At 69.4% G+C, this 12,462-nt stretch carries 15 protein-coding genes and 1 tRNA gene; 9 read left to right on the top strand and 7 right to left on the bottom strand.

The genetic code is table 11. The features are described from left to right. Positions 1–135 precede the first annotated feature (135 nt). From nepR to ACSQ2G_RS06915, 5 genes are all read left to right on the top strand, one after another. The gene (nepR, locus tag ACSQ2G_RS06935; RefSeq protein ID WP_310080096.1) at positions 136–321 is read left to right on the top strand and encodes an anti-sigma T factor NepR; all 186 of its coding nucleotides are present in this window, start codon (positions 136–138) and stop codon (positions 319–321) included. A 2-nt stretch (positions 322–323) separates the two neighbouring features. Then, positions 324–929, top strand: a complete 606-nt coding sequence (locus tag ACSQ2G_RS06930; RefSeq protein WP_310080094.1) for a sigma-70 family RNA polymerase sigma factor — start codon at positions 324–326, stop codon at positions 927–929. Continuing rightward, positions 926–2,638, top strand: a complete 1,713-nt coding sequence (gene phyK, locus ACSQ2G_RS06925; protein ID WP_436029435.1) for a sensor histidine kinase PhyK — start codon at positions 926–928, stop codon at positions 2,636–2,638. The genes ACSQ2G_RS06930 and phyK overlap by 4 nt, the downstream gene beginning before the upstream one ends. 68 nt (positions 2,639–2,706) lie before the next feature. Beyond that, a complete protein-coding gene (locus ACSQ2G_RS06920; RefSeq protein WP_028040107.1) occupies positions 2,707–2,841 on the top strand; it encodes an entericidin A/B family lipoprotein in 135 nt (44 codons plus the stop codon). A 287-nt stretch (positions 2,842–3,128) separates the two neighbouring features. Then, positions 3,129–4,190 (top strand): hypothetical protein, encoded by a 1,062-nt coding sequence (locus ACSQ2G_RS06915; protein WP_436029433.1) that lies wholly within the window; start codon positions 3,129–3,131, stop codon positions 4,188–4,190. A gap of 13 nt (positions 4,191–4,203) precedes the next feature. On the opposite strand, the gene ACSQ2G_RS06910 is transcribed toward ACSQ2G_RS06915, so the two are convergent. The 3 genes from ACSQ2G_RS06910 to chpT form a co-directional block, all read right to left on the bottom strand. Then, a complete protein-coding gene (locus ACSQ2G_RS06910; RefSeq protein ID WP_310080089.1) occupies positions 4,204–5,016 on the bottom strand; it encodes a CheR family methyltransferase in 813 nt (270 codons plus the stop codon). Further along, entirely contained in the window at positions 5,013–5,390 is a 378-nt protein-coding gene (locus ACSQ2G_RS06905; RefSeq protein ID WP_165916747.1) for a response regulator, read from the bottom strand. The genes ACSQ2G_RS06910 and ACSQ2G_RS06905 overlap by 4 nt, the downstream gene beginning before the upstream one ends. 82 nt (positions 5,391–5,472) lie before the next feature. Next, complete coding sequence (gene chpT, locus ACSQ2G_RS06900) at positions 5,473–6,165, bottom strand: histidine phosphotransferase ChpT (RefSeq protein WP_436029431.1); 693 nt, start codon at positions 6,163–6,165, stop codon at positions 5,473–5,475. A 65-nt stretch (positions 6,166–6,230) separates the two neighbouring features. On the opposite strand from chpT, the gene ACSQ2G_RS06895 reads away from it, so the two are divergent. After that, positions 6,231–6,416 carry a DUF3553 domain-containing protein gene (locus ACSQ2G_RS06895; protein WP_028040112.1) on the top strand — a complete coding sequence of 62 codons (186 nt, stop codon included), beginning with the start codon at positions 6,231–6,233 and terminating at the stop codon, positions 6,414–6,416. Next, the gene (gene cysQ / locus ACSQ2G_RS06890; RefSeq protein ID WP_436029430.1) at positions 6,417–7,193 is read left to right on the top strand and encodes a 3'(2'),5'-bisphosphate nucleotidase CysQ; all 777 of its coding nucleotides are present in this window, start codon (positions 6,417–6,419) and stop codon (positions 7,191–7,193) included. It abuts the gene before it with no gap. A 99-nt stretch (positions 7,194–7,292) separates the two neighbouring features. Here the strand turns inward: cysQ and ACSQ2G_RS06885 are convergent, their stop codons facing one another. Together ACSQ2G_RS06885 and ACSQ2G_RS06880 are read right to left on the bottom strand one after the other, a co-directional pair. Continuing rightward, entirely contained in the window at positions 7,293–8,234 is a 942-nt protein-coding gene (locus ACSQ2G_RS06885) for an EF-hand domain-containing protein (RefSeq protein ID WP_436029429.1), read from the bottom strand. 46 nt (positions 8,235–8,280) lie between these two features. After that, entirely contained in the window at positions 8,281–9,111 is an 831-nt protein-coding gene (locus tag ACSQ2G_RS06880) for a helix-turn-helix domain-containing protein (RefSeq protein ID WP_436029427.1), read from the bottom strand. A gap of 122 nt (positions 9,112–9,233) precedes the next feature. On the opposite strand from ACSQ2G_RS06880, the gene ACSQ2G_RS06875 reads away from it, so the two are divergent. Further along, complete coding sequence (locus ACSQ2G_RS06875; RefSeq protein ID WP_436029425.1) at positions 9,234–10,205, top strand: alpha/beta fold hydrolase; 972 nt, start codon at positions 9,234–9,236, stop codon at positions 10,203–10,205. Between the two features lie 70 nt (positions 10,206–10,275). Here the strand turns inward: ACSQ2G_RS06875 and ACSQ2G_RS06870 are convergent. Both ACSQ2G_RS06870 and ACSQ2G_RS06865 read right to left on the bottom strand, forming a co-directional pair. Then, positions 10,276–10,351, bottom strand: a tRNA-Ala gene (locus ACSQ2G_RS06870). A 203-nt stretch (positions 10,352–10,554) separates the two neighbouring features. Further along, entirely contained in the window at positions 10,555–11,022 is a 468-nt protein-coding gene (locus ACSQ2G_RS06865) for a TIGR02300 family protein (protein WP_436029423.1), read from the bottom strand. Positions 11,023–11,137: 115 nt separating this feature from the next. Here ACSQ2G_RS06865 and aroA point away from each other — a divergent pair, with 115 nt between their 5' ends. After that, on the top strand, positions 11,138–12,460 hold the full coding sequence (gene aroA, locus ACSQ2G_RS06860; protein ID WP_436029421.1) for a 3-phosphoshikimate 1-carboxyvinyltransferase: 1,323 nt from the start codon (positions 11,138–11,140) through the stop codon (positions 12,458–12,460). Positions 12,461–12,462: the final 2 nt, after the last annotated feature.

The following is a 12,462-nucleotide window of genomic DNA, read 5'->3' as shown; positions in this document are numbered from 1 at the left end:
GGGTTTCGAAGCGACGACAATTTTGCCATCATATGCTCAAGCTTGTGGAACCCCATAGGGAATCCGACGTTGTCATCCGGCGTACACTCATTCGGCCAAAGGGGGCGGGCGCCGCGTCTCGTCGGCGTCGAGGACATGATCGAACACGTACCCATGGAAGATCACCGCAAAGGGACGGCCGCGCTCGACGAAGCGCGGCTCCGTCAGCAGGCTATCGGCGTCAAGCTTCGCCAGATGTTCGACGAGGTCGTCAACGAGCCTGTGCCCGACGAGTTTCTGGACATCCTGCGCAAGGCCGAGACGCCTTCGGGAGAGCGTTGAGCATGAGCGAAGCGCAAGTCGGCCGGTCCCCCTTCGATCCGGCCCGTGACGGGGCCTTCAAGAAGGAACTCGTCACGCTCATTCCGCATCTGCGCGCCTTCGCCCGCACCCTGACCGGCGACCCCACCGCGGCTGACGATCTGGCGCAGGACGCCATGATGAAGGCCTGGGACGCCCGCGCCAGCTTCCAGCTGGGCACCAACATGAAGGCCTGGACCTTCATGATCCTGCGCAACCAGTTCTATTCCGAGAAGCGCCGGTCCTGGCGCCAGAGCCAGCTCGACCAGGAGGCTGCCGAACGCACCCTGGTGGCGGTCGACGATCCCGAGGCGCCGGTGGCCCTGGACGAGCTGCGGCTCAGCCTGGCCATGCTGCCGCCGGAACAGCGCGAGGCCCTGATCCTGGTCGGGGCGGGCGGCTTCGCCTACGAGGAAGCCGCCGAGATCTGCGGCTGCGCGGTGGGCACGGTGAAGAGCCGGGTCAGCCGGGCGCGGCGAGCCCTGCAGGCGATTCTCGAGGCCGGCGCCTATGACCGCGACGGCGCCGCCGCCGGCGACGCCATGTACGCCATCCTGGCCGACGCGGAGAGACTGAGCACCCTGCGGTGAAGCCCCTCCTCAGGCGAGGAGTCGGGACGGTCGGATCCATCCGGGTCCGGCTGGCCGGCGCGTTGTTCCTCGCGCTCTTGCCGGTCCTGATCCTGGGCGTGCTGCAATCGGTCTTCGCCTTCAAGGCCGAGGCCGATTCGCGCCGCCAGAGCCTGGAGCTGGCGGCCGGCCGCAGCGCCGCGATCGCCCGGGCCCGCATCGAAGCCGCCGGCGTCCTCCTCCAGACCCTGGGGCCTGGGTCGGTCGGGCTGGAGTGCACCCAGCGCCTGGACACGGTGAAGCAGCGCCTGCCGGGCTACGCCAACCTGATCCGCTTCGACGCCTACGGTCGCGTGTCGTGCGCCGCCGCCACCACGCCGCCGGACGCCACCCGCGCCAACCGGCGGTGGTTCCAGCGCCTGGCCACCGGATCGCACATGGTGGTGGCCAGCATTCCGGGCGTCTCCTATGCCGACGAACCCGCCGTGCTGACCGCCGTCCGGGCCGAGAAGCGCGACGGCCGGTTCGACGGGGCCATGGCCGCCGTGCTGACCCTGTCGACGATCCAGCCGGAGACCGCCAACCGCTACCTGCCGGGCGGGGCCGAGGTGGCCCTGGCCGACTCTGAAGGCCATGTCTTCGCGGCCACCAACCCGCGGGCGTTCGGAAGTCCGTCCACCGCCTGGCGGGACCAGACCCTCAAGAGCGGCTCGGCCCTGTGGTCGGGGCGCGACGCCGACGACCGCCCGCGGGACTTCTCGGCCGCGCCGCTGGTCGGGCAGGAGGTGTTCGTCATCCTGTCGGCCAAGGCGCCTGGCCTGGCCTCGTGGGCCTGGCTGAACCCGATGCTGCGCCTGCTGGCGCCGCTGCTGGCCTTCGTCCTGGCCCTGGCGGCCGTGCTCTACGCCACCGAGCAGGCGGTGATCCGCTGGATCGTCTATCTGCGCCGGGTCGCGGCCATCTACGCCCGGGGCCGGTTCACCGTGCGTCCCCTGCAGGCCGAGCGCGCGCCGCCGGAGATCCGCGAACTGGCCGCCACCCTCGACGACATGGCGGCCGGCATCGTCGCCCGCGACGCCTCGCTGCGCGACAGCCTGGATGAGAAGGACGCGCTGATGCGCGAGATCCACCACCGGGTGAAGAACAACCTGCAGATCATCTCGAGCCTGCTGAACATGCAGCAGCGTGCGCTGACCGACCCCGCCGCCCGCACCGCCCTGAACGACACCCGCCAGCGGATCACCGCCCTGGCCCAGATCTACCGGGCGCTCTACCAGGGGCCCGACCTCAAGCGCGTGGACCTGCGGCCGTTCCTGGAGGAGCTGACGGCCCTGCTGCTGGCCGGGGACATGTCGACCGGCGGCGCGATCCGCACCGAGGTCCATGCCGACCCGCTGGTCATCGACCCGGACCGCCTGGCGCCCCTGGCCCTGTTCGCGGTCGAGGCCATCACCAACGCCCAGAAGCACGCCCTGGCCGAACGCGGCGGCACGCTGACGGTGGACTTCTTCGTACGGGGCGAAGAGGCCGAGCTGGCGATCGGCGACGATGGCCCTGGAGCGCCCATGGGGCCGGTCGAGGGCGTGGGCCGAACCCTGATGACGGCCTTCGCCCGGCAGCTGCGCGGCAAGCTGCTGTTCGACACCTCGCCGGCCGGCGGCCTGCTGGTGCGGCTGGTGTTCCCGACCCCGGAGGCGCCGCCGGCCGAGCCCGCCGCCACCGGAACCTAGCCGGGAGGCCCACGTTCAAGTGGGGCAACACATTGGACGCCCATTCGGGCGATCACCGGAGAAGACCCATGCGCAAGCTCATCATTCTGGCCGCGATCGCCGCCAGCCTCACCGTCGCCGCCTGCAACACGGTCGAGGGCGCCGGCAAGGACGTCTCGTCGGCGGGTCAAGCCGTCAGCGACACCGCCAAGGACGCCAAGTAGTCCTCGACGGAAAACTGGGCCCGGGCGACCGGGCCGTGAACGAGCCCGCTGATCCTGGATCGGCGGGTTTTTTTGCGGCAAGTCGCGTTCCTCAGATCCCTCCGAGGCGACATTTCCAAGATGCAATTCAAAGCCGAAGCGGCAACGCCCGGCCGCGTTTCGTGACAATCGCCCTCGCCCATGACGGGCCGGTTACAAATCCGGTTCCAGTTCAACCTTGACCGATATCCGCCAGCCAAGCTGACGCGCCAGCCTGTGGTCGTTTTTCCCATGGGTGTGATCTTCAATTGCCGCGTCCTTCTTCCGCGCCGATCTTCGTCCATAGCGGCTGGCGGTGCTCCAGCACCTATGTCTGGCACCGCTTCCGCGCTGTCCCCGAGGTGATGGCCTATTACGAACCCTGGCACGAACAGCTGGCCTGGCTGACGCCCGAGCGGATCGAGCACGAACGGCCGGCCACCAGCGGCCTGCGCCATCCGAACGAGGGCCTGCCTTATCTCTCCGAGTTCGCCGGCCTGCTACGGCCGGACGGCGGCGTCCGCGACTTCGAGGCTCGCCTGGCGTTGGACGACTATTTCCTGCCGCCCGGCCGGGAGGATCCTGGCCAGGCCGTCTATGTCGAGACGCTGATCGCGGAAGCGCGGCGCCAGGATCGCACCCCGGTGCTGGCCTGCTGCCGCACGCTGGGCCGGATCGGCTGGCTGCGGCGGCGGTTCGGCGGCACCCATATCGTGCTGATCCGCGATCCGGTGCAGCAATGGCGATCGTTCTATTCGCTGCGCAAGCGGCCCCGGCCGACCTATTTCGAGCTCTGCCAATACGTGATCCTGTCCGAGGCGGCCTGCGGCGAAGCCGGCGCCCGGCGGTTGGGCCTGACGGCGGGGAAGGGCGAGCTTGGCGACCGCATCCGGGCGGTGCGCAAGCGGCTGAAGCGGGCGCCCGCCCGAGTGTCGTTCGCCGCCTTTCTGGCGGTCTATGTGCTGTCCTACGTGGCGGCCCTGCCGCGCGCCGACCTGGTCATCGATGTCGACCGCCTGGGCGGCGACCCTGAATACGCCCGGACCATGGCCACGGCGATCCAGGTGCTGACCGGCGTGAAGCTGGACTTCAGCGACTGCCGCACGCCCCCGCCGCATGCCGGCGGCCCGCTCATTGATTACCGCAGGGAGGCCGTGGCGATGATCGAGGCCCTGGACCTTTCGGCGGCGCTGACGGCGCCCGGATCGGTCCAGACCCTCTATCGCAAGCTGGTCAGGGCGCTGCCTGAGCGCGAGCCGGCGACGCCCTGGGCGCGGATGCTGGCCTTGTGGCGCGAGCATGGCCTGAAGCCGGGCGCGGTCGAGGCCTGAGGCGATCTCCGGGTCAGGCCGCGGCGCGGGCGAAAAGGCCCGAGGGTCCGGCGATCGCCTGCACGGCGTTGGTGACGCCCTCCAGCGATTCTCCGCTGCCGACCAGCAGCACGCCGTCGTCTTCCAGGCGGGCGGCAAGGCTCTCGATCACCCGGCCGTGCACGGCCGGGTCCAGGCCTGGCAGGACGTTGCGCAGCAGGATGACGTCGAACTTGCCCATCGAGGACAGGTCGGCCAGCAGGTTGATCCGCCGCCAGCGCACCGCCTGGCGGATGCGCGGGGTGATCGCCCACATCTCGTCCTGGTTCTCGAAGTGCTTGACGAGCAGGCGGATCGGCAGACCGCGCTGGACCTCGAACTGGGTGTAGAGGCCGCTCTGGGCCTTTTCCAGGCAGCGGTCCGACAGGTCCGAACCGAAGAATTCGAACCGGGCGCCCGGCGCGATGTCGCGCGCCTCGGCGGCGGTCATCGCCAGGGAATAGACCTCCTGGCCGGTCGAGCAAGCCGCGCTCCAGATGCGGATCGGCCGGTCGCGCCCTTGCCTGGACAGGCCCGGCAGCAGGTCGTCGCGCAGGTGGGCGAAGACCTCGCGGTCGCGGAAGAAGGCGGTCTCATTCTGGGTCAGGGCCTCGACCACGGCCCAGATCAACCGGTCGTCGCGATCGGCGCGCAGGGCAGCGATCATCACCTCGATCGACTCGAAGCCTTCGCGGCGGGCCAGCGGGTTGAGCCGGCTCTCGACCAGATAGGCCTTGTCGCTCTCGATCCGCAGACCGGCGCGCTGCCGGGCCAGGGCGGCCAGCAGGTCCATATCCTCGGGCGTCACAGCAGGCCCGCCTCGGCGAACTTCGCCGCGATGATGTCGCCGTCGAACGGCTTCATGATGTACTCGTCCGCCCCGGCGTCCAGCGCCTCGCGGATGGCCTCGATCCTGTTCTCGACGGTGCAGAAGACCACGGTCGGCCCCTGGCCGCCCGGCTCCTGGCGCAGATGGCGCAGGAACTCGATCCCGTTCATGACCGGCATGTTCCAGTCCAGGAGCACGGCGTCGGGCATCGCCGCACGGCACCAGGCCAGGGCTTCCACGCCGTCGGCGGCTTCGGCGATCTCGAAGCCTATGTCTTCCAGGACGCGCCGGGCGACTTTGCGGATCACCCGGCTGTCGTCAACGACGAGACAGGTCTTCACGGCACGCTCCAATCCAATCCCCTCAGCTTGCGGCCGAGGGTGTTAAGGACCGGTGACGGCGATGACGATCTTAGGTTTTATCGCTCGGAAGGGCTCAGGCGGGGACCCAGGCGGCGAGGGTGACCTGGTCCTCGCCCAGTTCGACCCCGACCTGGCCGCCGGCCGCGCGCACCAGGGCGTTCAGATAGGCCGCCTGCACCCAGGGACCGCCCAGGCCTTCGGCGAGGGCTTCGCCTTTCAGGCCCGCCAGCACTTCCGGCCGCAGGCGGGCGCGGGGGCCCGCGGCGTGAGCGGTGATCGCCACCCGGTCGTCCGCGACCACGGCCCGCAGGGTCGCCTTACCGCCGGCCGGCAGGGCGCTGGCGGCGATCTGGGCGATGTTGAGGATGGCGCGGGCGGTGGCCTTGTTCATGGTCGAGGGCGGGATCGCCCAGTCCAGGGTGGGGCGCACGTGGGCGAACACGCCCTGGGCCAGCTTTTCCAGCTCGCGGGAATCGAAGTTCTCGGCCGAGGCGGAGGCGCCGAACGCCACCCGAGTGAACTGCAGCAGGTCGGCCAGCTTGCGGGCGCTGGACGAGATCAGGCTCATGGCGTCCTCGCGCATGTCCTGGGCGGAGGGATCCTCCAGCAGGTCCAGGCCCGAGACGATGGCGCTGGCCGGGCTGATGAAGTCGTGGCAGAGGCGCGCGGCCAGGAGGGCGGCGAAGTCCGGACCTCCGATATCGACCCTTGGGGCGTTCAATTCGGGCGCGGCGGCCTGCGGCGCGGATGCGGCTTCATCGGTCATGGCGCGATCTTTGGCGTGATTTGGGACTTTGGCAAACGCTGCTGGCGGCCTATCAGGAGCGCGTCATGGATCCGTTTCTCGAGCCGGGCGTCCTCGTGCGCCATCCCGACCAGCCCGACTGGGGCCTGGGCCAGGTGCAGTCGGTGATCGGCCATCGCGTGACCGTCAATTTCGAAGACGCCGGCAAGCAGACGGTCGACGCCACGCGCGTCGCCCTGGTGTTCGTCGGCGACGACCCCCGAGGAAGCTGAATGGCCCATACGAACCTGGCGGACTACGGCCGCGAGCTGGCGACGATCGTCGAGGCGGCCGCCGAGGTCATCCTGCCGTTCTGGCGCACCGAGCTGGATGTCGTCCGCAAGGCCGACGAGAGCCCGGTCACCGAGGCCGACCGGGCCGGAGAGCGCCTGATCCTGGCCCGGCTGGCCGAGCGCTTCCCGGAGATCCCGGCGATCTCCGAGGAGCACGCCTGCGAGTTCGGAACGCCCGACGCCATCGGCCCGCGCTTCTTTCTGGTCGACCCGGTCGACGGGACCAAGGCCTTCGTGCGCGGCGATCCCAACTTCACGGTCAATATCGGCCTGATCGACGACGGCGTTCCGGTGGCCGGCGCCATCTGCGCCCCGGCGACCGGCGAGGTCTGGTTCACCAGCGCCGAAGGCGTGCTCAAGCGCGAGGGTCCCGGCGGCGTTGAGACCCGGGTCCAGGCGCGGACCTGGCCCGAAGGCCAGGCCCTGGCCCTGGTCAGCCACACGATGAAGGAAGAACGGGCGACCGAACTGGCGGCCCAGTACGGCTTTTCCCTGCGCGCCCCGATGGACAGCTCGATCAAGCTGGTGCGCATCGCCGAGGGCGCGGCCGACATCTATCCGCGCCACGGGCCGACCATGGAGTGGGACACCGCCGCCGGCCACGCCATCCTCGTCGCCGCGGGCGGCCGCTTCACGACGCCGGAGGGCGAGGCCTTCACCTACGGCAAGGCCGACCAGGGCTTCCGCAACGGCTGGTTCGTGGCCCGGGGCGCCTAGAGCGTTTCCCGACCTGATTGCATCAGGCCGGGGCTCCAGGTTTTTGGTTCCAACGCATTTTCTTCACGCGAACCGGTATCCACTTCGCTCGAAAATGCCTTAGGCCGTCCGGTTCAGGGCGCCGCCCAGTTCCGAGACCATCTGGTCGCTCAGGCCGCGCATGGTCGAGTGCAGGAGCCGGCTCAGCAGCATCTCGCCGCTCGAGGGCGGGACGGGCGCGCCGCTGATCTGGTCGCGCATGAAAAGCAGCGGGTGGCGTCTGGCGGCCGCTTGCAGTTCGCCGGCGGAGAGCTTCGCGTCCCCGTCGCGGTCGGCCGATCGCATCAGGTCGCCGACGTCGCTCGGGTCGAGGTTCTGGGCCTTGACCGCCGCCGTCAGTTCGTCGGCCGACAGGGCGCCGTCGCCATCGCTGTCGCCGCGCGTGGACAGGACGCCGGCCGCCTGGCTGGTGTCGGCGAGCCGGATGAGTTGCGGCGCGGCCTTGAGTTTGGTCGCCAGCTCTTCCGCCGATAGCTGCCCGTCCTTGTCGGCGTCGGTCCAGCCGAAATGCTGGACGTTGACGTCTTCGACCGGGTCCCAGACGCTCTTGCCGTCCACGGTCCGGCCCGAGCGGATGGTGGGCGAGGCCACGCCCGCATATTCGTCGGCGGACAAGGTCCCGTCGCCGTCGGTGTCGGCCCGAGCGATCAGCCAGTTGGCCATGCCCGCCTCGTCCTGTACGCCCAGCAGGGTCTGCAGGTTCTTGCCGTCCAGCAGCCTGGAGGCGCCGAATTCGCTGGTGTCCAGCGCGCCGTCGCCATTCCTGTCGAAAGCCGAGACCAGGGCCTGCTTGTCGGCAAGCTTGTCCGGGTCGTTATTGCCGAGCTTGGCGATCTCCTGCGCCGAAACCTTGCCGTCCTGGTCGGCGTCGAAAGCCTTGAACGCCTGGCCCTTGACGGCGGCCAGCATGGCCATGCCGCCTAGATCCAGCGATTTCAGGGTCGTGATGCGGCTTTCGCGTTGGATGCCGCTCGCGCCGATGTCCATGGTGTCGCCCTTCATGCTCGCGGTCCCCGCAGCAAGTTTGGCGCCAGAGGTTGTATTGCGGTCAGGCGACCTTTTCCGCCAACGCCTTGCAGAACGCCGCTGTCTCGTCGTCGGCGGGGAACATGCACTCCACCCGCAGCTCCTCCAGCGTGATGTCGCGCGAGGTTCCGAACGTGGTCAGGGTCGAGAAGAAGGTCAGGCGCTGGTCGCCCTTGCGGAAGGTGACGGTCATCAGCGGCAGGGGCGTGGCGCCCAGCTCACGCCGTTCCCAGCGCGCCGGTACGTCCGGATAGGCCAACACCTCGTCCAGCAGGGCGCGGGAGGTCCTGTCGGTGGCGGCCTCGTGATGCAGGTGACGGATCAGGTCGCCGGCCACCTCTTCCCAGTTCTCGACGAAAGGCCGCATGTCGGCGGGGTCGAAGACCTGGCGCATGATATTGCCGTGCGGCTGGACCCCGTCGCGCAGCCAGTCGAACACCCTGAGCAGGCCCTTGTTGGCCATCAGTACGTCCCAGTGGCGGTTCACCACGAAGGCGGGATAGGGCTCCTGCTGGGCCAGGATGAACTCGATGGCCCGCCGCATCAGGGCCATCTGCGGATCGGTCAGGGCGGTCTCGCGGTAGCCCGGCGCGTAGCCGGCCACCACCAGCAGGGCGTTGCGGTCGCGCATCGGCATGTCCAGCGCCCCGGCCAGCAAGGCGACCAGCTCGCGGCTGGGTCGCGCCTTGCCGGTCTCGACATAGCTGAGGTGGCGGGTCGAGATCCCGGCCTCCAGCGCCAGGTCCATCTGGCTCATGCGGCGGGCGCTGCGCCACTGGCGCAGCAGGTCGCCCAACGGATGGTCGGCGACGGCGGGAACGCCCCGAGGCGGCGGCGAGGTCATCGTGTTCATGGCGTGACACTAACCGCGTCGGGCATGATCGCCATAACCTTGCAGGTCATGGAGCCGGTGATCCGGCGATCCTACTCCTCCGGCTCATCGGGGCTTCCGCCCCCCCCATGAGGATCGGACCCATGCAAAGACGACAGTTCCTGACCGCTTCCGCGGGCTTGGCGGCCCTGGCCGCCGCCGGCGCGGCTCGCGCGGACGGAGGCTTGCCCCGCGCCGAGGACGACGCGAGCGCCGCGCGCGCCTGGAACGCGGCCCGCCGCTACCTGCCGACCCGGTTTGGCGACATCGCCTATGTCGAGCGCGGCGCCGGCCCGGTCGCCCTGTTCCTGCACGGTTTCCCCTTGAACGGCTTCCAGTGGCGCGGGGCGTTCGACCGCCTGGCGTCGCATCGTCGTTGCATCGCCCCGGACTCCCTGGGCCTGGGCTTCACCCGCGTGGCCGGGGGCCAGGGCGTGACGCCGTCCGACCAGGCCGACATGCTGGCGGCGTTCCTCGACAGGCTGGGGATCGCCTCGGTCGATCTGGTCGCCAACGACAGCGGCGGGGCGGTGGCTCAGATCTTCGTCACCCGCTTTCCGGAAAGGGTGCGCACCCTGCTGCTGACCAATTGTGACGTCGAGCCCGACAGCCCGCCGCCGGCCCTGCAGCCGGTGCTGGCTCTGGCCCGCGAGGGGACCTATCCGGACCAATGGCTGGTCCCCTGGTTCAAGGACCCCGAGTTGGCGCGCTCGCCGCAGGGTTTCGGCGGCATGTGCTTTTCCGATCCCAGCCAACCCACCGACGCGGCGATCGCGATGTATTTCGGCCCGCTGGTCGCGAGCTCGGCCAGCAAGGCCCTGGTCAACGCCTACACCCTGGGCCTGGACCCCAATCCCCTGGCCGGGATCGAGGCGGCCCTGCGCCGGTGCAAGGTCCCCGTCCGCATCGTCTGGGGCATGGCCGACGACATCTTCGCCAAGGAGAGCCCGGACTATCTGGACCGCTTGCTGCCGAGCTCGCGCGGCGTGCGCCGCCTGCCCAAGGCCAAGCTGTTCTGGCCGGAAGAATATCCGGACGTCGTCGCCGACGAGGCGCGCAGGCTTTGGGGGGTGTGAGGGGGAGCGGCGCCGCCGAGCCGGGCGCCGGATATGGAAACGGCCGCTCCCTTTAGGGAAGCGGCCGTCTTGGTGGAGCTAAGCGGAGTCGAACCGCTGACCTCTTGAATGCCATTCAAGCGCTCTACCAGCTGAGCTATAGCCCCAAGGTTTTCCCAAGTTTCCCGGTGGGAAGCGTTGGTATTCCCTAGTCTCTCCAGTGGTTCCGAGTGGGTGGCCCCCGAAGAGGCGCGGAACCTATGCCGGGAGGATTTTTGGATCAACCCTCCCGGCGAACTTTTTTCGGAAAATTTTTCGAACCGTTGTTCTTCAGAATTTCCCCAAGGAAACGAGACGGGTGCGGACGAGCTTAGTCGTCGTCGTCCGCGCCCGGCAGGCCTTCGATTTCGTCGTCCAGGACGTCCTCGTCGTCTTCGTCCTCGAGGAACGGAACGTCGTCGGCTTCGTCCTCGGCCAGGTCTTCGTCTTCCGAGAAGTCGACGCCCAGGTCGTCGGCGGCCGGGGCCGGGGCGACGGTCGGGTCGGTGTCGTCGTCGTCGGCTTCGACGACTTCCTCGGCGACCTCGTCGATTTCCGGGGTCTCATCGACCTCGTCCTCGAAGCCATCCTCCTCCTTGGGAGCGGGGGCGGGCTTCTCGTCCTCGGCGTCGTAGTCCGGCGTGACGGCGCGAGCCCGGACGCGGCGCGACTTCAGCGCCTCTTCCGGATCAAACGTCTCCCCGCACTTGGGGCAAACGGCCGGGCGGCGGCCCAGGTCATAGAATTTCGATTGGCAGTTGGGGCAAATTTGTTTTGCGCCCAATTCGGGATTGGCCAAGTTGGCGACCCTTTGATCCAGATGGGAAAAGCGGCCGGTCACTTGCCATGACGAGGGGCCGCTGTCAAAAGCAATCCCCTCGCGAAAAGCACATGATACGGAGGCCGGTGACGGCATGGCGGCGGCTGGACTGAAGAGCACGCCCGGCGGGGCCTTGCGGGGAACCGTTCGGGCCCCCGGCGACAAGTCGATTTCGCACCGCTCGATGATCCTCGGCGCCCTGGCTTCGGGGACCACCACGGTCGAGGGTTTGCTGGAGGGCGCCGACGTGCTGGCGACCGCCCAGGCCATGCGCAGCTTCGGCGCCCGGGTCGAACAGGAAGGCGTCGGCCGCTGGCGGATCGAGGGCCATGGCGGCTTCGCCGAGCCGTCGGACGTCGTCGATTGCGGCAACGCCGGCACTGGCGTGCGGCTGATCATGGGCGCGGCGGCGGGCTTCGCGCTCTGCGCCACCTTCACCGGCGACAGCTCGCTGCGCGGCCGACCGATGGGCCGGGTGCTGGACCCCCTGGCCCGGATGGGCGCCACCTGGCTGGGCCGCGACAAGGGCCGCCTGCCGCTGACCCTGAAGGGCGGCAACCTGCGCGGCCTGTCCTACAGGCTGCCGATGGCCTCGGCCCAGGTGAAGTCAGCCGTGCTGCTGGCCGGCCTGCATGCCGAGGGCGGGGTCGAGGTGATCGAGCCCGAAGCCACCCGCGACCACACCGAACGCATGCTGCGGGCCTTCGGGGCCGAGGTGCTGGTCGAGGACAAGGGCGGTGTGCGTCATATCCGCCTGCCGGCCGGCCAGAAGCTGACCGGGACCCATGTGTCCGTGCCGGGCGACCCGTCGTCGGCGGCCTTCCCGCTGGTGGCCGGCCTGATCGTCCCCGGCTCGGAAGTGACGGTCGAGGGCGTGATGCTCAACGAGCTGCGCACCGGCCTGTTCACGACGCTGCGGGAGATGGGCGCGGACCTCGTCATCTCGAATGTTCGCGAGTCGAGCGGCGAGCAGGTCGGCGACATCACCGCCCGCCACTCGCCGAACATGAAGGGCGTCGTCGTGCCGCCCGAACGCGCCCCGGCGATGATCGACGAATATCCGATCCTGGCCATCGCCGCCGCCTTCGCCACGGGCGAGACGATCATGCGCGGCGTCGGCGAGATGCGGGTTAAGGAAAGCGACCGCATCGCCCTGACCGCCGCCGGCCTGGAAGCCTGCGGCGTCGACGTCGAGGAGGAGCCGGAGGGCTTCATCGTCCGCGGGACCGGCCAGCCGCCGCGCGGCGGGGCCATGGTCGAGACGCACGGCGATCACCGGATCGCCATGAGCCACCTGATCCTCGGCATGGCCGCCCAGTCGCCGGTGTCGATCGACGAGCCCGGCATGATCGCCACCAGCTTTCCCGGCTTTGCCGAGATGATGCGTGGCCTTGGCGGGACGATCGAGGAAGCCTGAGC

Source organism: Caulobacter sp. LjRoot300 (assembly GCF_964253875.1).
Lineage (GTDB): Bacteria > Pseudomonadota > Alphaproteobacteria > Caulobacterales > Caulobacteraceae > Caulobacter.
This window is presented reverse-complemented; position numbering and strand designations above follow the sequence as displayed.